General features: G+C 68.2%; 22 protein-coding genes. 6 read left to right on the top strand and 16 right to left on the bottom strand.

Annotated elements, in window-relative coordinates; genetic code table 11:
* Window positions 1-172: 172 nt before the first annotated feature.
* Complete coding sequence (locus DSD19_RS21610) at window positions 173-334, top strand: hypothetical protein (protein ID WP_165828029.1); 162 nt, start codon at window positions 173-175, stop codon at window positions 332-334.
* A 50-nt stretch (window positions 335-384) separates the two neighbouring features.
* Window positions 385-969 (top strand): DUF1638 domain-containing protein, encoded by a 585-nt coding sequence (locus tag DSD19_RS03170; protein ID WP_243627704.1) that lies wholly within the window; start codon window positions 385-387, stop codon window positions 967-969.
* Between the two features lie 6 nt (window positions 970-975).
* On the opposite strand, the gene DSD19_RS03165 is transcribed toward DSD19_RS03170, so the two are convergent.
* Window positions 976-1395, bottom strand: coding sequence for a PaaI family thioesterase (locus DSD19_RS03165; protein ID WP_075785625.1), 420 nt, complete (start codon window positions 1393-1395; stop codon window positions 976-978).
* Window positions 1396-1454: 59 nt separating this feature from the next.
* Between DSD19_RS03165 and DSD19_RS03160 the strand changes: the two genes are divergently transcribed.
* Entirely contained in the window at window positions 1455-2243 is a 789-nt protein-coding gene (locus DSD19_RS03160) for an enoyl-CoA hydratase (RefSeq protein WP_113668502.1), read from the top strand.
* A 50-nt stretch (window positions 2244-2293) separates the two neighbouring features.
* Here DSD19_RS03160 and DSD19_RS21605 read toward each other — a convergent pair whose 3' ends face one another.
* The 5 genes from DSD19_RS21605 to DSD19_RS03140 form a co-directional block, all read right to left on the bottom strand.
* Complete coding sequence (locus DSD19_RS21605; protein WP_165828028.1) at window positions 2294-2458, bottom strand: hypothetical protein; 165 nt, start codon at window positions 2456-2458, stop codon at window positions 2294-2296.
* 223 nt (window positions 2459-2681) lie between these two features.
* Window positions 2682-2939 carry a hypothetical protein gene (locus tag DSD19_RS03155; RefSeq protein WP_113668501.1) on the bottom strand — a complete coding sequence of 86 codons (258 nt, stop codon included), beginning with the start codon at window positions 2937-2939 and terminating at the stop codon, window positions 2682-2684.
* Between the two features lie 52 nt (window positions 2940-2991).
* On the bottom strand, window positions 2992-4470 hold the full coding sequence (locus DSD19_RS03150) for a carboxypeptidase M32 (protein ID WP_113668500.1): 1479 nt from the start codon (window positions 4468-4470) through the stop codon (window positions 2992-2994).
* A 6-nt stretch (window positions 4471-4476) separates the two neighbouring features.
* On the bottom strand, window positions 4477-5622 hold the full coding sequence (locus DSD19_RS03145) for a COX15/CtaA family protein (RefSeq protein ID WP_113668499.1): 1146 nt from the start codon (window positions 5620-5622) through the stop codon (window positions 4477-4479).
* Window positions 5623-5677: 55 nt separating this feature from the next.
* The gene (locus DSD19_RS03140; protein ID WP_113668498.1) at window positions 5678-6418 is read right to left on the bottom strand and encodes an RNA methyltransferase; all 741 of its coding nucleotides are present in this window, start codon (window positions 6416-6418) and stop codon (window positions 5678-5680) included.
* Window positions 6419-6488: 70 nt separating this feature from the next.
* Between DSD19_RS03140 and DSD19_RS03135 the strand changes: the two genes are divergently transcribed.
* Window positions 6489-6863 (top strand): TfoX/Sxy family protein, encoded by a 375-nt coding sequence (locus DSD19_RS03135; protein ID WP_165828027.1) that lies wholly within the window; start codon window positions 6489-6491, stop codon window positions 6861-6863.
* 28 nt (window positions 6864-6891) lie between these two features.
* Complete coding sequence (locus DSD19_RS03130; protein WP_113668496.1) at window positions 6892-7512, top strand: thiamine phosphate synthase; 621 nt, start codon at window positions 6892-6894, stop codon at window positions 7510-7512.
* A gap of 22 nt (window positions 7513-7534) precedes the next feature.
* Here DSD19_RS03130 and DSD19_RS03125 read toward each other — a convergent pair whose 3' ends face one another.
* The 3 genes from DSD19_RS03125 to DSD19_RS03115 form a co-directional block, all read right to left on the bottom strand.
* Entirely contained in the window at window positions 7535-8350 is an 816-nt protein-coding gene (locus DSD19_RS03125; protein ID WP_243627641.1) for a 1-acyl-sn-glycerol-3-phosphate acyltransferase, read from the bottom strand.
* Window positions 8347-9123: a GNAT family N-acetyltransferase gene (locus DSD19_RS03120; RefSeq protein WP_075785616.1), complete on the bottom strand. Its 777-nt coding sequence runs from the start codon at window positions 9121-9123 to the stop codon at window positions 8347-8349. Before DSD19_RS03120 ends, DSD19_RS03125 begins: the two co-directional genes overlap by 4 nt.
* A gap of 166 nt (window positions 9124-9289) precedes the next feature.
* A complete protein-coding gene (locus DSD19_RS03115; protein ID WP_113668495.1) occupies window positions 9290-9472 on the bottom strand; it encodes a DUF3553 domain-containing protein in 183 nt (60 codons plus the stop codon).
* A gap of 35 nt (window positions 9473-9507) precedes the next feature.
* Between DSD19_RS03115 and DSD19_RS03110 the strand changes: the two genes are divergently transcribed.
* A complete protein-coding gene (locus DSD19_RS03110) occupies window positions 9508-10113 on the top strand; it encodes a histidine phosphotransferase family protein (RefSeq protein WP_113668494.1) in 606 nt (201 codons plus the stop codon).
* 44 nt (window positions 10114-10157) lie between these two features.
* Here the strand turns inward: DSD19_RS03110 and DSD19_RS03105 are convergent, their stop codons facing one another.
* The 7 genes from DSD19_RS03105 to DSD19_RS03075 form a co-directional block, all read right to left on the bottom strand.
* Window positions 10158-11423, bottom strand: coding sequence for a glutamate-5-semialdehyde dehydrogenase (locus DSD19_RS03105; RefSeq protein ID WP_113668493.1), 1266 nt, complete (start codon window positions 11421-11423; stop codon window positions 10158-10160).
* A complete protein-coding gene (proB, locus tag DSD19_RS03100) occupies window positions 11420-12526 on the bottom strand; it encodes a glutamate 5-kinase (protein WP_075785612.1) in 1107 nt (368 codons plus the stop codon). Before proB ends, DSD19_RS03105 begins: the two co-directional genes overlap by 4 nt.
* On the bottom strand, window positions 12514-13554 hold the full coding sequence (gene obgE, locus DSD19_RS03095) for a GTPase ObgE (protein ID WP_113668492.1): 1041 nt from the start codon (window positions 13552-13554) through the stop codon (window positions 12514-12516). Before obgE ends, proB begins: the two co-directional genes overlap by 13 nt.
* Window positions 13541-14092, bottom strand: a complete 552-nt coding sequence (locus DSD19_RS03090; RefSeq protein WP_113668491.1) for a GNAT family N-acetyltransferase — start codon at window positions 14090-14092, stop codon at window positions 13541-13543. The genes obgE and DSD19_RS03090 overlap by 14 nt, the downstream gene beginning before the upstream one ends.
* Window positions 14093-14095: 3 nt before the next feature.
* Entirely contained in the window at window positions 14096-14635 is a 540-nt protein-coding gene (locus tag DSD19_RS03085) for a GNAT family N-acetyltransferase (RefSeq protein WP_075785609.1), read from the bottom strand.
* Between the two features lie 324 nt (window positions 14636-14959).
* A complete protein-coding gene (gene rpmA, locus DSD19_RS03080) occupies window positions 14960-15229 on the bottom strand; it encodes a 50S ribosomal protein L27 (RefSeq protein ID WP_075785608.1) in 270 nt (89 codons plus the stop codon).
* A gap of 18 nt (window positions 15230-15247) precedes the next feature.
* Complete coding sequence (locus tag DSD19_RS03075) at window positions 15248-15889, bottom strand: 50S ribosomal protein L21 (RefSeq protein WP_113668490.1); 642 nt, start codon at window positions 15887-15889, stop codon at window positions 15248-15250.
* Window positions 15890-15891 lie beyond the last annotated feature (2 nt).

Raw genomic sequence — 15891 nt, 5'->3', positions numbered from 1 at the left:
CCCGAGCGGATGCGGCCCGGTCAAGATGCCGTAACGCAACGTAACACGAGAGCGAGCAAAAGACCAGAACTGACTGACTTTATTTAATTATTCCAAATCTTTAAAGCCAACTCCCCAACATGCCTTGCCGAGCTCTCGGCTCTGCCCCACATCGGTAACGAAAGGAGACGTCATGCCTGTCCGTCGTCTTGCCCTGCTTCTGACTGCTGTGATCGGGGCCGCTGGCCTGACCGTATGGCTGGCCGCGCTTCTGCCCGCCAGCGGGGTCGCATGGCTTCTGCCGCTGGCGCTGGCCGCCGCTGTGGGACTGCGCCTGCTGCAGAGGCGGCGGTGAGCGCGCCCGACGACCGCAGCCTGACCGAGACCGGCCTGCCGCCCGACGGCATGGGACGGGTTCTGGTGATCGGCTGCGGCGCGCTCGCCCACGAGATCCTGGCACTGAAGCGGCTGAATGGCTGGGACCATCTGGACCTGACCTGCCTGCCCGCGATCTGGCACAACCACCCCGACCGCATTGCCCCCGGGCTCCGCACGCTGGTCGAGCGGCACCGCGCCGCCTATCCCACGATCCTTGTCGCCTATGCCGATTGCGGCACTGGCGGCGGTCTGGCCCGCACCTGTTCCGAGCTTGGGGTCGAAATGATGGAGGGCCCGCATTGCTATGCCTTCTTCGAAGGCCAGGCCGCTTTCGCCGCCCGCGCAAGCGGGGAAATCGACGCCTTCTACCTCACCGATTTCCTGACCCGGCAGTTCGACGCCTTCGTCTGGCGCCCGCTCGGGCTTGATCGCCATCCCGAACTCGCGCCGCTTTACTTCGGTAATTACCGAAGCCTCGTCTATCTGGCCCAGACCGAGGATGCCGCGCTCGACCGGCAGGCAGCGGCCTGCGCCGCGCGCCTCGGGCTTGCCTACGAGCGGCGGCCCACGGGCTATGGCGATCTGGCGGCGTTCCTGGCCGGGCGCGGCTGAGCCGGGCTATTTCGGCGGGATCGAATAGGTCAGGCTGGCCCGGGCTACGATCTCGTCGCTGCCGTCAGAGCGGATCATCGCATCGCCCACCGCCAGCACCCGGCCCAGCTTCAAAAGCCGCGCCTCGCAGATCAGGTCGCGCCCGGCGGCGGGCTTGCGCATGAAGTCGATCGAACAATTGGTGGTGACGGCCAGCGCCTTCGGCCCGATCATAGCCAGCACCGCCAGATAGATCCCCACATCGGCCAGCGCGAACATCGACGGTCCCGACACCGTGCCCCCCGGCCGCAAGTGCCGGTCCGTCACCGCCAGCCGCACCCGCACCCGCATCGGCGCGACCTCCTCGACGACGAACTCTTCCCCCACCTGCGGAAACGCGCTCCGCAGAAAGGCGGTCAGCGCCGCCACGTCCATCACTGGCTGCATGGGCTTTTCCCTCCTCCCGTTCCGCCCTAGTCTTCGCCGCCTGAGGGAGGAGACACAAGATGACCGAGATCCTGTTACGCGACGACACCCGCGGCGTGGCCATCCTGACGATGAACGCGCCCGAGCGGCTGAACGCGCTGTCCGACGCGATGCTGGCCGCGCTGCAGGACCAGATCGACGCGCTGGCCAAGGACCGCGAGACCCGGGTGGTGATCCTGAAGGGCGCGGGCAAGGCGTTCTGCGCGGGTCATGACCTGAAGGAGATGCAGGCCGGGCGTCAGGCGCTTGATGGCGGCAGGGCCTATTTCGCCGACCTCTTCGCACGCTGCGCGCGGGTGATGACGGGGCTCATGCGCCTGCCTCAACCGGTAATCGCGGCGCCGCATGGCATCGCCACCGCCGCAGGGTGCCAGCTGGTGGCGTCCTGCGATCTGGCGGTCGCGGCAGAGGGCACGCGATTTGGGGTGAACGGGGTCAATATCGGGCTTTTCTGTTCGACGCCGATGGTCGCCCTGACCCGCACCATCCCGCGCAAGCATGCCTTCGAGATGCTGACCACGGGCCAGTTCGTTGACACCGGCCGGGCCGAGGCTCTGGGGCTCATCAACCGCGCGGTTCCAGCGGACATGCTGGACGATGCGGCCTGGCGCCTGGCCGAAACGCTGGCGGGCAAGCTGTCGCCTGCGCTGCGGGTGGGAAAGGGTCTTTTCTACGACCAACTGGAGCGAGGCATCGACGAGGCCTATTCCATGGCAGGCGCCGCGATGGTCGAGAACATGATGCTGTCGGAAACGGAGGAAGGCATCGGCGCCTTTCTCGAGAAACGGCCGCCAGCCTGGCAGGCCTGACATCATGATCGGGGCCGGGCGACGTCCGCCCGGCCCTGATCCTCATCCTGTCATTCCGCCGGCACAACGCGGCCAGCGGCGGCGGCGCGCTTCTCGCGGCGCTCGCGCGAGGCTTTCAACTGCTCTTCGGTCTGGCGCAGGTTGATATAGGCGAAGGCGAGAACGAAGCCGAGGGTGCCAAGACCCAGAACGGCGTTGATCGCATCGATATCCATTGGTCGTGTCCTCTCTGTGCAAGTTGCAATGTACAAGGGATACGTGGCGCCCTCGGGACCGGATCACCGCATGGGCGGAAAAATCTGCAAATCCAAGGGCATGCGGCGAAAGCCGAAGCGCAAGCCTTTGAAATAGGACAAAAAAATGGCGCGATCTCGCCGCAATCAAACGAATGTGAGCGCCGCATCCGGGACCGATCAGGCCCCCGGGGCCGGGGCGCGCCTAGCGGATCAGCAGGATCACCAGAAGCAGGAAGACCAGCATCCCGAGGATGCCGGCATGGGCGAAAACCAGGCTCGTGAGGAAAAGCCCTGTCAGGACCGCAGCCACGATGGTCGCCTGGTCGCGAAGCGGCCGGGCCTCCAGCCGCGCGGAGATCTCTTCGGGCGGGCGGCGCCACCAGAGGCGGGCGACAATGGCAAAGGCCACCCGGCGGGCGGGGAGCCAGATAGCTTGCCAGAGCCGGTCATGCGAGGTCATGCCATCCTTCCTAGCAGCACCGCCCTCCCGGGGCGAGCCTCGACACGGGAGGTCAAAGCCCGTAGATCTCGCCGAACTTGGCGTCGAGATAATCGAGAAGCGGGCCTTCGCCGGGGGCGAACCCGCAGGCCCGGCGGATCGTCTCGGCCGGTTCGTAAAGCCCGCCGGACCGCTGCACCTCGGATTTCAGCCAGGCGGTCGCGGGTTCGGCATGGCCCCGCGCCAGATCGGCATCGAGCGTGGGCACCGCGGCGCGCAGCGCCTGATACAGGCAGCCCGCATAGACATTGCCCAGCGTATAGGTCGGGAAATAGCCGAAAAGCCCCACCGACCAGTGCACATCCTGCAAGAGCCCATTGCGCGGCCGGTCGACCGCAACCCCGAAATCGGCCTCGAAGCGGGTGTTCCAGGCCTCTTCCAGATCCTCGACCTCGAGCCGCCCGGCGATCAGGTCGCGTTCCAGATCGAAGCGCAGCATGATGTGCAGGTTGTAATGCACCTCGTCCGACTCGGTGCGGATATGGCCCGAATGGACCCGGTTGACCGCCGCATAGAAGGCATCCGCGTCGGCCGCCCCCGCCGTGCCGAAGACCTCGGCCATCCGCCCGAAAAGCCAGGAGCAAAAGGCGCGACTGCGGCCAAGCTGGTTCTCGAAGATCCGGCTCTGGCTTTCATGCACCCCCATCGAGACGCCGGCCCCCAAGGGCGTCAGCCCATAGGCCGGGTCGATCCCCTGTTCATAGGCGCCATGTCCGGTCTCGTGCAGTGTGGAATAAAGCGAACCCAGCGGCTCGGTCTCGTCGACCCGGGTGGTGATCCGGACATCGGTGCCCGACCCCGAGGTGAAGGGATGAACCGAGAAATCGAGCCGCCCATGCCGCCAGTCATAGCCGAAATGCGTGGCGACCTCGCGCGACAGCGCCATCTGCCCGGCTTCGGGGAAATGGCCCGAAAGCGGTGCGGGCGCCCGGCCCGAGCCCATGATCCGTTCGCGCAGGCTCACCAGACGCGGGCGCATCCGGTCGAACATCGCGGCCAGCGCCCCCGCCGTCGCGCCGGGCTCGTAATCGTCGAGAAGCGCGTCGTAAAGATCGCCGCCCATGGCCAGCGCCGCCGCCTCTTCGCGTTTCAGCCGCACCACCTCGCGCAGCGTGGGCAGGAAATGCGCGACATCGTCGGCGGCGCGGGCCTCGGCCCAGATCCCCTGGGCGCGGCTCGTGACGCGGGCGATCTCGGCCGACAAGGTCTCGGGCAGGCGCGTCGCGCGGGTATAGCTGCGGCGGATATGGCGCATCTGCGCCCGTCCGGTCTCGTCGAGCAGGTCGTCGTCGATGGCCCCCAGCCAGTCGCCCAGACGCGGGTCGGTGCGACGGCGGTGCAGCACCGATTCCAGCGCCGCCATCTCTTCGGCCCGCTGCTGCGCGGCACCGCGCGGCATCATCGTCTCCTGGTCCCAGCCCAGCCGCATCGAGACCTGCGACAGTGCCTCGGTCTCGTGCTGGAAGGCCATCAGATCGTCAAAGGCGGTCATCGCGCGTCACCCCCGAATGGATTGCTGAACAGGATATTGCGCCATGAACCGGGCGCGCAGCACCAGAACCCACAGAAGGACGGCGCCCACCAGATGGGTCAGCGCCATATGCCACTGGCCCGCGTAAAGCACGGACCCGACACCCAGCACCCCCTGCCCGAAGACCATCACCCCCAGCCAGTCGAAGGCGCGGCGGGTGCGGGCATGGGGGCTTTTGCGGCCGCGCAGCCAGGACGCAAGCCCCAGCAGCACGACCAGATAGCCAAGCCCGCGATGGATGAACTGCACAAGACCCGGATTGTCCCAGATGTTGCGCCAGACCGGCTCCAGCGACAGCGGCTCGGGCGGCAGGATGCCACCCGCCATCAGCGGCCAGTCGGGAAAGCCCCGCCCCTGATCGAGCGCGCCCAGCATCGCTCCGAACAGGATCTGCAGGAAGGCCAGATGCATGACCCCGGTCGCCATGCCGAAGGCGCGTCCGTCGCGGGCGCGCCGCGCCTGCATCAGTTGCGCCTCGGGGCGGCGCAGCAGCATCGCGCCCCAGGCCGACAGCCCCATCCCGGCAAAGCCGAAGCCCGTCATCGCCGCCAGCCGCAGCGAGGCCGCGTCGAAGGGCGCGGGCAAGAGTCCTGCGGGCCCCATCGCCCAGTCGGCCGCGCCGATCCCGAGGATCGTGCCGCCCAGCGGCAACAGCCGCAGCGCCCAGCCCTTGGGGAGCTTGCCGAAAACCAGAAAGCCCAGATAGCCCAGCGCCCAGACCAGGGCCGCAAGCGTCCCTGCCTGGCGGATGCCCCAGCCCCACCAGTAAAGCCGCTGGAAGCCCGCAAGGTCGGTCGCACCGCCCGCCGCCGTGAGACGGTCAAAGGCGGCCGTCCATCCGGCCGGATCCAGGGGCGGCAGCTGCCCGTAAAGCGGACCGAACCCCGGAAGGGCCGCCGGATGGCCGGTCAGCCGGGCGACGCCCGCCGCGATCAGCATGGCGGCGATCAGCACGAAGACCGAGATCAGCCACCAGGCCACGGCCCCGCGCGCGCCGCGCCGGGCGGCGCGGTCGATGGCGCCGGGCTGGACGACCGGGCGTTCCAGCGGCGCCTCGGTGCCGACCTCCTCGAAGATGCTGCGGGTCTTTGCCTTGCTGCGGGTCTTGCTCATCGGCCCCCCTCCGTCTTGCGCCGCGAGACTAGGCGGGCGGGCGCGGCGCTGCAAGTCACTCGCCGCGCCCCCTGACGCGCGTCAATTGCCGCAGCATCCCGTGCAGGATCTGCACATCGGGCCGGGTCAGCGGCATCCGGCTCCACATGTTGCGCAGCGCCAGCTTCATCCCGGGCGCCTTGGTCTCGGGAAAGAAGAAGCCCGCCTCGGACAGACGCTCTTCGTAATGCTCGGCGAGCTTCTCGACCTCCAGAAGGCTCGCAGGCTCGGCCCCCGCCATTTCAAGTCGCTCGGGCAGGACCTCGGCGGTCTGGCGGCGCCATTCATAGGCACTCAGCAGGACGCATTGCCCGAGGTTCAACGAAGCAAAGTCGGGGTTCACCGGCACCGAGACGATGGCATTGGCCCGGGCGATGTCGTCGTTTTCCAGCCCTGCCCGTTCCGGCCCGAACAAAACCGCGACGCGGCGCCCGTCGGCCAGCAGCGCACGGGTCTCTGTCATCGCCTGCTCGGGGGTCACGACGGGTTTCGTCAGACCGCGCGGCCGGGCCGTTGTGGCGAAGACATAGTCGCAATCGGCCACCGCCTCGGCGGTCGAGGGAAAGATGCCCGCATGATCCAGAAGCCGCCCCGCGCCACTGGCCAGCGCCACCGCGCGCGGATTGGGCCAGCCGTCGCGCGGATCGACCAGACGCATCCGGTCGAGCCCGAAATTCCACATCGCGCGCGCCGCCGCCCCGATATTCTCGCCCATCTGCGGGCGCACGAGGACAAAGACGGGCTGGGCTGCTGTCATGGGGCTCGCTTCCTTCAAAAACTGCGGGGTGATACGCTTTGACCGGCGAAAGGGCAAGCCAGAGGGGCGCATGGCATTCGACGAAGGATTGGCCGCAGAGTTGCGGGGCGATCTGAATGAGGCCGGGTTTGTCACCGAACGGCGGATGTTCGGCGGGCTTTGCTTTCTGCTGGAAAGCCATAAGGTCTGCGGCGCCTTCGGCGAGGCGGGGTTCTTCCGGGTCTGTCCCGACCGCGCGGCCGAGGCGCTGGCGCTGCCCGGTACGCGGCCCTTTGCGTCCTCGGGGCGGCGAATGACGGGGGTCATCTCTGTCGATGCCGATCTGATGGCCGACGACGCGCGGCGCGGGCAGATGCTGGCGCTGGCGCTGGCCTTCGTCCGGAGCCTTCCGCCCAAACGGGTTCGGCAGGCGGGCCGTAGCCAACCGGAAAAAACCCCGCTATAGCGGCGCCACGGATAAGAGGAGCCCGCAAATGGCCGAACCCGAGCGCCCGCAGATCTACCTGATCACCCCGCCCGCCTTCGATCCCGAGAGCTTCGGCCCGCGCCTGGCCGGGGTGCTGGACAGCCATGACATCGCCTGCCTGCGCCTGTCGATGGCCAGCCGCGACGAGGATCTCGTGGCCCGCGCCGCCGACGGCCTGCGCGAGATCGCACATGAGCGCGACGTGCCGCTGGTCATCGAGACCCATGTCGGCCTGGTCGAGCGGCTGGGACTGGACGGGGTGCACCTGACCGATGGCGGGCGCAGCGTCCGCAAGGTGCGTACGCTTCTGGGGGCAGATCCGATCGTCGGCGCCTTCTGCGGGGCCTCGCGCCATGACGGCATTGGCGCGGGCGAGGGCGGGGCCGATTACATCGCCTTCGGGCCGGTCGGCGAAAGCGGGCTGGGCGATGGCAGCCGCGCCGAGGCCGATCTGTTCGCCTGGTGGTCCGAGATGATCGAGATTCCCGTGGTGGCCGAAGGCGCGCTCGATCCCGCCACGGTCGCGGCCCTGACCCCGATCACCGATTTCTTCGCCATCGGCGAGGAAATCTGGCGCGAAGAGGACGCCTCGGCTGCGCTCGGGAAACTGATCGCGGCCATGGGCTGAGGCCCCGGCAGAGGCGCGCGGCCTAGCCTGCGGCGGCGCTCCGCACCGCCGTCTCGCAGGCCAGCGCCAGCACCTTGCGGTTTTCGGCCTCCGCCACCCGGAGCGGCGGGTGATAGACCAGCTCGACCCTGCCGGGGCGTGCCGTCGCCAGAAGCTTCAGCGCATGCGGGCCAAAGCCCATGTCGCCCCACCAGCCATAGAAGGCCGGGTCCTCGCCCTCGGGCGCGGTGTAGACGACCGTCACCGGCTGCACCCAGAGAATGTCGCGCAGGTCGGCGCCGAAGAAGGCCGCGAACAGCGTCGACTTGAAGGGCAGCACCCGGCGCCCGTCGGTCGAGGTGCCTTCGGGGAAGAAAACCAGCCGGTGCCCGGCCTTCAACCGCGTCTCGAAGAGGTCAGCCTGGGCCTTTGCCTCGCGCTTTTCGCGGGCAATGAAAACGGTTCCGGCCGCCCGCGCCAGCCAGCCGATCCCGGGCCAGTCCGCGACCTCGGCCTTCGAGACGAAATAGACCCGTCCGCCCGCGTTCAGCGCAAAGATGTCAAGCCAGGAGGCATGGTTCGCGACCAGCGCGCCGCGTTCGCGCATCGGCCGCCCCCGTCGCCGGTAGCGCATCCCGAGGATCGCCAGCGCGGCCCGGCTGACCCCTTGGGTGATCCAGGGCGTCACCGGCCGCCTCAGCCCGAAAAGCGGCCGTTCGACCAGCCGAAGCGTCAGTTTCAGCATCATGCCAACACAAAGCACCGCGATCAGCGCCCCGCCGCGCAGCGCGACCCGCAGCCAGCCCGCCGCGTCGATCGGGGGCGCCTCGGGCGGCGCGGCGCCGCGCCAGGTGCTCACCCCTGACCCCGCCCGTAGCGCGACCGGCTTTTCTCGTTCATCTTGGCGGTGTCCATCAGAAGGCACACATCGGTGGTGTTGAAGGCCCGGTCGATGAAGGCGCCCTCGCCCACGAAGCCGCCAAGCCGCAGATAGGCCTTGATCAGCGCGGGCATTGCCAGCATCGCGCGTTTGCGGTCGATCTCGGACTCGGGCATCAGGTCCATCCGCTGGAAATGCTCGGGCAGGACCCGGACCCGCAGGTCCGAAGGCGCCAGATGGCGGTGATGCAGATAGGACAGCGGCTCGGCCAGCGCCCGGGCATCGGTGCCATGAAAGCTTGCCACCCCGAACAGCACCTCGATCCCCTGGTCGAGCACGTAATCGGCCAGCCCGTTCCACAGGTGATACAGCGCGGTGCCGCCGCGATAGTCGGGATGCACGCAGGACCGGCCCAGCTCCAGCAGCCGCCGCCCCGAGGCCTTCAGCGCCGACAGGTCGTATTCGTCCTCGCTGTAGAACCGCCCGATGGCAGCCGCCCGGTCCGAGGTCAGCAACCGGTAGACCCCCACCACATGGTCAAGCGCCGCCGCGTCGCGCCTTGTGTCGATCAGGATCAGATGGTCGAAATGCGGGTCCAGATCGTCGCGTTCCAGCCGCGCCTCATGGTCCACCAGCGGCCCGTCCGCCCCCAGCTCGGCCACGAAAACCTCGTAGCGCAGGCGCTGAGCGGCCATCAGGTCGGCCTCGCCTCGGGCCAAACGAAGCTGAAAGAACTCCTCGGGCGGCTGCATCTCTTGACCCCACACCACATTGACGCCCGCTTCTAGGGCGGCACCGGCGCAAGTGCAACCGCGCGGCCTGACGCGGCCGGACCGGCAGATCGCGGCAGCGCGGGTGTTCCGGCCGCGTTAATGTCCCATTAACGATGATGGGGCAGCTTTGCGCCGTACACGTATATCAGGACTCGAAGACAGGTATGAGCTCGACCCGCGTTCCGTCGATGACGACTTTTCCGGCCTCGGTGAAATTCACCGTGATCCGCGCCCCGATGACCGATTGCACCTGGCCAAGGCCCCAGTCCGGCTGCCCCGGATGGCGGACCAGCATTCCGGGTTCGAGGATCGCGTTCATCGGGTGCATCGGCTCTGTCCTTTCCGCGGGACCGGGAGGCTGCCATGACTGATCTGACAGCGCTTGTGGGATCGCGTATCTGCCACGATCTTATCAGCCCGCTCGGCGCCATCGGCAACGGGATGGAGCTTTTGGCCATGGCCGCCGCCGAGACGCCCGATGACGCGCCGGGCGAAGAACTGGCGCTGATCTCGGACAGCGTGGCCCGCGCCAATGCCCGGATCCGCATGTTCCGCCTGGCCTTCGGCGCGGCAGGCGACGGCGCCGAGGTCGCCGGACGCGAAGTCTGCGAGATCCTTGCCGACTATTACGGCGGCAGCCGCCATAACGTGACGGCCGAACCGCCCGCAGCGCTCAGCCGTGCGATGGCCAAGGTCGCGCTGCTGGCGGTGCTTTGCGCCGAAACGGCCCTGCCCCGGGGCGGGCGCATCGCGCTGTCCTGGTCGGAGGGGCGCGTTGTCATGCAGGCCGAGGCCGAGCGGATGAGCCTCGATCCGCGGCTCTGGACGCCGCTGACCGAAGGGGCGCTCTGCCATGAGGACCTCCGCCCAGCCGAGGTACAGTTCGCGCTTCTGCCCATCGCGCTGGCCGAGGCGGGACGGCGGCTGACCTTCGATCATGACGAAACCCACCTGACGCTTGCCTTCTGAGGCAGGGCCCCGGCGCGCCCCGGGGCCCGTCACACAGCCCGGGCTCAGGCCCGGAGCGTGCCGTTGCCTTCGACCAGATACTTGAAGCTGGTCAGCTGTTCGGCCCCGACCGGCCCGCGCGCATGCAGCTTGCCGGTCGCGATGCCGATCTCGGCGCCCATCCCGAATTCGCCGCCATCGGCGAACTGGGTCGAGGCGTTGCGCATCAGGATCGCGCTGTCGAGCCGTTCGAAGAACCGCGCCGCCGCGGCGTCATCCTCGGTCAGGATGGCATCGGTATGGCCCGAGCCGAAGGTCCGGATATGCTCGATGGCGCTGTCGATATCGCCCACCACCTTGGCGGCGATGTCCATATCGAGATATTCGCGCCCCCAATCCTCGGCGGTGGCGGGCACCGTGCCCGGCAGCCGGGCCAGCACCTTGTCGGCATGGACCCGCACCCCGGCCTTGACCAGCGCCGCGACCAGATCGGCGCCAAGCGTCGCGGCCACGTCCTTGTGGATCAGCAGACATTCGGCCGCGCCGCAGATGCCGGTGCGCCGGGTCTTGGCGTTCAGCACCACCGACAGCGCCTTGGCCGGATCGGCGGCCTTGTCGACATAGATATGCACGATGCCCTCGAGATGGGCAAAGACCGGCACCCGCGCCTCGCGCTGCACCAGCCCGACCAGTCCCTTGCCGCCGCGCGGCACGATGACGTCGATATACTGCGTGAGGGTGAGCATCGCACTGACTGCGGCGCGGTCGCGGGTCGGCACGCGCTGGATCGCATCCTCGGGCAGCCGTGCCCTGGCAAGCCCCGCCACCAGGCATTCGTGCAGCGCCCCCGAGGAATGAAAGCTTTCCGACCCGCCGCGCAGGATCACCGCGTTGCCGGCCTTGAGGCAAAGCGCGCCCGCATCGGCGGTGACATTGGGCCGGCTTTCATAGATCACGCCGATCACGCCCAGGGGCGTGCGCACCCGACGGATATGCAGCCCCGAGGGCATGTCCCATTCCGCCATCACCTGGCCCACCGGGTCGGGCTGGGCGGCAACTGCACGCAGGCCCGCGGCAATGGCCTCGATCCGGGCCTCGTTCAGCATCAGCCGGTCCAGCATGGCCGGGCTCAGTTCCTTGTCGCGGCCGTATTCCATGTCGGTCGCGTTCTCGGCCAGGATCTGCGCCTTGTGCCTCAGAACGGTCTCGGCCGCGACGTCCAGTGCCCTGCGCTTGGCCGCCGCCGGGGCAAAGGCCAGTTCGGCCGCCGCCACCCGGGCGCGCGCCCCCAGATCGGCCATGAGGGCGTGAATGTCGATGATGTCCTTCATGTCGCCATGTCGTCCCTGTGTATCAGCGCCGCCCGTCCGGGATAGCCGAGGATCGACTCGATCTCGCCCGAGCGGCACCCCTTGATGAGCCGCGCCTCGACGGAAGTATAGCGCGAAAGCCCGGTGCCAAGACCCTCGCCCTGCGGGCCGAGGATCGCGACCGGCTCGCCCCGGCCGAAATCGCCGGTCACCTCGGTCACGCCTGCGGGCAGAAGCGACTTGCCGCTTTTCAGCGCCCCGGCCGCGCCCGCATCGACCCGAAGAAAGCCATGCGGTTTCATCGCGGCGATCCAGCCCTTGCGGGCGGCGCGCGGATCGCCCTTGGGGCGGAACCAGGTGCAGGCCGCGCCCTCTTCCAGCGCCTTCAAGGGCCGCATCCGCGAGCCTTCGGTGATCGCCAGCGCGCAGCCCGCGCCGGTCGCGGTCCGGGCGGCCATCAGCTTGGTCTTCATGCCCCCCTTCGAGAGCCCCGAGCCCGCATCGCCCGCCATCGCCTCGATCTCGGGCGTGATCTCCTCGATCAGGTCGAAACGGTGCGCCTCGGGGTCCTGCATCGGGTTGGCATTATAGAACCCGTCGACATCGGACAGCAGCACCGCGACATCGGCCCCCACCGTCACCGCCACCTGCGCCGCCAGCCGGTCGTTGTCGCCAAAGCGGATCTCGTCGGTGGCGATGGTGTCGTTCTCGTTGACGATAGGCACCGCGCCAAAGCCCAGCAGCGTCTCCATCGTGGCGCGGGAATTCAGATAGCGCCGCCGGTCCTCGGAATCCTCCAGCGTCACCAGCACCTGGGCGGTGGTGATGCCATGCGGTTCAAGGCAGTCCTCATAGGCGCGGGCCAGCCGGATCTGGCCGACCGCGGCGGCCGCCTGGCTTTGTTCCAGCGCGAGCGTGCCCAGCCCCAGCCCCAGCACCCCGCGCCCCAGCGCGATCGAGCCCGACGAGACCAGCACCACATCGGTGCCGCGCGCCTTGATCATCGCGACGTCCTGGGCCAACCCCTTCAGCCAGTCGGCGCGCAGGCTGCCGGTGGCACGGTCTACCAGAAGCGCCGAGCCGATCTTGACGACCAGCCGCCGGGCCGAACTCAGGGACGCCACGCTTCGCCCTCCCCGTCCTCGTCGGCCTTGAGGCGCAGCCGGTCCTCGTCGATCTCGGCACGCAGCGCGCGCAGCACCTCGGTCACACCTTCGCGCGACACCCCCGACATCAGCATCACCGGGCCGCCGGTCGCCTCTTCGAGGGCGGCCCGCTTCTCGGCGCGCTCGTCGTCGTCGAGACTGTCGATCTTGTTCAGGACCGTCACCCGCGGCTTGTCGGCCAGATCGCCGCCGTAAAGTTCAAGCTCGGTCAGCACGGTGTCCCAGTCGGCAGCGACATCCTCGGACGTGGCATCGATCAGATGCAGAAGCACCGCGCAGCGTTCGACATGGCCGAGAAAGCGGTCCCCGATTCCGCGCCCCTCATGGGCACCCTCGATCAGGCCGGGAATGTCCGCGATGACGAATTCGGCGCCGTCGACACCAACCACCCCCAGATTGGGATGCAGCGTCGTGAACGGGTAATCGGCGATCTTTGGGCGGGCATTCGAGGTCGCGGCCAGGAAGGTCGACTTGCCGGCATTGGGCAGACCCAGCAGCCCGGCATCGGCGATCAGCTTGAGCCGCAGCCAGAGCGTGCGCTCGACCCCCTCCTGCCCGGAATTGGCCCGGCGCGGCGCCTGGTTGGTCGAGGTCTTGAAATGCAGGTTGCCCCAGCCGCCATTGCCGCCCTGGGCCAGCAGCACGCGCTGACCAAGCTCGGTCAGGTCGGCGACGACGGTTTCTTCGTCCTCTTCGAGGATCTCGGTGCCCACCGGCACCTTCAGCACCATGTCCGCGCCCGAAGCACCGGATTTCTGGCGACCCATGCCGCCCTGCCCGTTCTGGGCGAAGAAATGTTGCTGATATCGGAAGTCGATCAGGGTGTTCAGCCCCTCGACCGCCTCGACCCAGACATCGCCGCCCCGGCCGCCATCGCCGCCGTCGGGGCCGCCGAATTCGACGTATTTCTCGCGGCGGAAGCTGATACAGCCGTTCCCGCCGCTGCCCGAGCGGATATAGACCTTTGCAAGGTCAAGGAATTTCATGACGAGCCTCGAATTTTGCGCGTATCAGGCGATAGTGGATATTGGGCGCAGGCTCAAGCCGCGCCAGCGACCGCCCCGCCCCACGGCCGAGCCGTTCGAAGCCGAGCTTCTCGAGCACGCGGCCCGAACCGGGATTGTCGGCGAAATGATCGGCCGCCAGCACGTCGAGCCCGCGAAACCGCGCGAAAGCCGCAGAGACGAAGGCCCGCATCGCTTCGGTGGCGTAGCCCCGTCCCCAGACCGCGGGATCGAGGAAATAGGCAAGCATCGCCGGCGCGCCGCCAAGTCCGGCCACACCGATCAGCCCCAGGCCGCGCTGCTCGATAGCCAACCGGAAGCCGGGCTCGCCCCGAAAGCGCGACCGGGCGATCCATTCGGTCGCCTGCGCCCGCGTCCAGCGCACCGGAAGCGTCGACATCATCTGCGCCACCCGCCGGTCGCGGCCGATCCGCAGCAGCGGGGTCACGTCTTCGGGCCGGAACTCCCTGAGGATCAGGCGCGGCGTCTCGACATGAAATCCGTCCGCCGCACCCGTCATCTGTCAGCCGAGCTTCTTCAGATAAGTCCAGGTGGCCACCTTGGCCTCCCGCGCGACCGAATAGGCTTCGGCGTCGCCGAGATATTCGAACCCGGCATTGGTCAGCACCCGGGCCGAGCCGGGATTATCCTGAAAGACCTCGGCGAAGACCGTCTTGGCCTTCTGCGGATTGGCCGTCAGAAGCGCACCCACCGCCTCGGAAGCGATGCCGGTATTCCAGAAGGCCGGCGCGACCCAATAGCCGATTTCCGACTGGTCGCGCTCCATCCGGTCGAGCGCGATCACGCCCAGAACCTCGGACAGCCCCTGTTCGGCCCCGTCCATGACCCAGACATCCTCGCTGCGCTCGGGGTCCTGGGCGCGTTGGATGAAGGCCTCGGTCGCGCCGGGCGGCAGCGGATGCGGGATCGAGCGGGTGAAGCGGGCCACGCGAAGATCGCCGCTGTAAAGCGACAGCAGCCCCGCATCGGACCGGCGCACCGGACGCAGCACGAAGCGTTCTGCCGCGATCGCGGGCTGGGGGGGGATCAGGTCGAGTTTCATGGCTTGCCTCCTCCGAACGGCGCCGGATTCTCCCGGTGACCGGATGTGCCGGGGCGCGTCGCGAAACATGCACGCCCCGGACCTGTCTCAAACGCCCGGGACGCGCGTCCTTCCACGCGTCCCGCGCCCACGGTCACCCGCGACCAAGATGGGTCCCGCCCCGGTCGTCTGCAAGGCACGGAGCCGGGTCCCGCGGCGGCCATCCGGCCGCCAGATCCGAGAAACGCATGGGGGCTTCATCTACCCGAGCTCCGTTTACAAAAACAAAAAGGGGACCGGCGCTCTGCCGATCCCCCGCTTTGTGATTTGCCCTGAGGTTTCGGCTTACTCGGCGGCCTCCGCCACCGGGAGAACCGAAATGAAGGTGCGGCCCTTGAGGCCCTTCTTGAAGGTCACGGCGCCTTCGCAGGTCGCAAAGATGGTGTGATCCCGGCCCATGCCCACGCCTTCGCCCGGCCAGAACTTGGTACCGCGCTGACGGACGATGATGTTGCCCGACGCGGCCGCCTGGCCGCCATAGATCTTGACGCCAAGACGGCGCCCGGCAGAGTCGCGACCGTTACGCGAGGAGCCGCCTGCTTTCTTGTGTGCCATGTCGTCCTCTCCTCTCGCTTAGGCCTTCTTGGCCAGGTCCTTGGCAAGCGCCACCCAGCCGTCATTCACGATCTTGCCCTTCAGGCCGAGACGCGAATCCATCGCGGCAGCCTGCTCGTTGGTCCAGGCAGCGATCTGCGCGAAGCGGGTGATCCCGGCCTCATGCAGTTTCTTTTCCATCGCCGGGCCGACGCCGGGCAGTTTCTTCAGGTCGTCGCCTGCGGGCGCGGCGGCTTCGGCCGGGGCCTCGGCCTTGGCTTCGGCGGCCTTGGCGGCCTTCGGCTCGGCTACGGCAACCGCAGTCCCCGACACCGAGCCGGACCCGATCGCGGCCTTCACGCCGGTCGCGGCAGCGCCCGAGGCCAGGATCTCGGTCACGCGCAGCAGCGTCAGCTGCTGACGGTGGCCCTTGGTGCGCTGCGAGCTGTGCTTGCGGCGGCGCTTGACGAAGTGGATGACCTTGTCGCCCTTGATCTGGTCGATCACGGTGGCCTGCACCGCAGCGCCCTCGACGGTCGGCGTACCGACCTGACCGTCCACCATCAGGATCTCGTTGAACTGAACCGTCTCACCGGCTTCGGCAGCAAGCTTCTCGACGCGCAGCACGTCACCCGACTGCACCTTGTACTGCTTGCCACCGGTCTTGAGGACCGCAAACATCG

This window comes from Rhodovulum sp. BSW8 (assembly GCF_003314725.1).
Taxonomy (GTDB): domain Bacteria; phylum Pseudomonadota; class Alphaproteobacteria; order Rhodobacterales; family Rhodobacteraceae; genus Rhodovulum; species Rhodovulum visakhapatnamense.
The sequence above is the reverse complement of the archived record's forward strand: the minus strand, read 5'-3'. Positions and strand labels throughout refer to the sequence as shown.

Excerpts from the sequence above, each read along its gene's own strand:
- DSD19_RS21610 (WP_165828029.1), top strand. The coding sequence starts at position 173 with ATGCCTGTCCGTCGTCTTGCCCTGCTTCTGACTGCTGTGATCGGGGCC.
- DSD19_RS03170 (WP_243627704.1), top strand. The coding sequence starts at position 385 with ATGGGACGGGTTCTGGTGATCGGCTGCGGCGCGCTCGCCCACGAGATC.
- DSD19_RS03165 (WP_075785625.1), bottom strand. The coding sequence starts at position 1,395 with ATGCAGCCAGTGATGGACGTGGCGGCGCTGACCGCCTTTCTGCGGAGC.
- DSD19_RS03160 (WP_113668502.1), top strand. The coding sequence starts at position 1,455 with ATGACCGAGATCCTGTTACGCGACGACACCCGCGGCGTGGCCATCCTG.
- DSD19_RS21605 (WP_165828028.1), bottom strand. The coding sequence starts at position 2,458 with ATGGATATCGATGCGATCAACGCCGTTCTGGGTCTTGGCACCCTCGGC.
- DSD19_RS03155 (WP_113668501.1), bottom strand. The coding sequence starts at position 2,939 with ATGACCTCGCATGACCGGCTCTGGCAAGCTATCTGGCTCCCCGCCCGC.
- DSD19_RS03150 (WP_113668500.1), bottom strand. The coding sequence starts at position 4,470 with ATGACCGCCTTTGACGATCTGATGGCCTTCCAGCACGAGACCGAGGCA.
- DSD19_RS03145 (WP_113668499.1), bottom strand. The coding sequence starts at position 5,622 with ATGAGCAAGACCCGCAGCAAGGCAAAGACCCGCAGCATCTTCGAGGAG.
- DSD19_RS03140 (WP_113668498.1), bottom strand. The coding sequence starts at position 6,418 with ATGACAGCAGCCCAGCCCGTCTTTGTCCTCGTGCGCCCGCAGATGGGC.
- DSD19_RS03135 (WP_165828027.1), top strand. The coding sequence starts at position 6,489 with ATGGCATTCGACGAAGGATTGGCCGCAGAGTTGCGGGGCGATCTGAAT.
- DSD19_RS03130 (WP_113668496.1), top strand. The coding sequence starts at position 6,892 with ATGGCCGAACCCGAGCGCCCGCAGATCTACCTGATCACCCCGCCCGCC.
- DSD19_RS03120 (WP_075785616.1), bottom strand. The coding sequence starts at position 9,123 with ATGCAGCCGCCCGAGGAGTTCTTTCAGCTTCGTTTGGCCCGAGGCGAG.
- DSD19_RS03115 (WP_113668495.1), bottom strand. The coding sequence starts at position 9,472 with ATGCACCCGATGAACGCGATCCTCGAACCCGGAATGCTGGTCCGCCAT.
- DSD19_RS03110 (WP_113668494.1), top strand. The coding sequence starts at position 9,508 with ATGACTGATCTGACAGCGCTTGTGGGATCGCGTATCTGCCACGATCTT.
- DSD19_RS03105 (WP_113668493.1), bottom strand. The coding sequence starts at position 11,423 with ATGAAGGACATCATCGACATTCACGCCCTCATGGCCGATCTGGGGGCG.
- obgE (WP_113668492.1), bottom strand. The coding sequence starts at position 13,554 with ATGAAATTCCTTGACCTTGCAAAGGTCTATATCCGCTCGGGCAGCGGC.
- DSD19_RS03090 (WP_113668491.1), bottom strand. The coding sequence starts at position 14,092 with ATGACGGGTGCGGCGGACGGATTTCATGTCGAGACGCCGCGCCTGATC.
- DSD19_RS03085 (WP_075785609.1), bottom strand. The coding sequence starts at position 14,635 with ATGAAACTCGACCTGATCCCCCCCCAGCCCGCGATCGCGGCAGAACGC.
- rpmA (WP_075785608.1), bottom strand. The coding sequence starts at position 15,229 with ATGGCACACAAGAAAGCAGGCGGCTCCTCGCGTAACGGTCGCGACTCT.
- DSD19_RS03075 (WP_113668490.1), bottom strand. The coding sequence starts at position 15,889 with ATGTTTGCGGTCCTCAAGACCGGTGGCAAGCAGTACAAGGTGCAGTCG.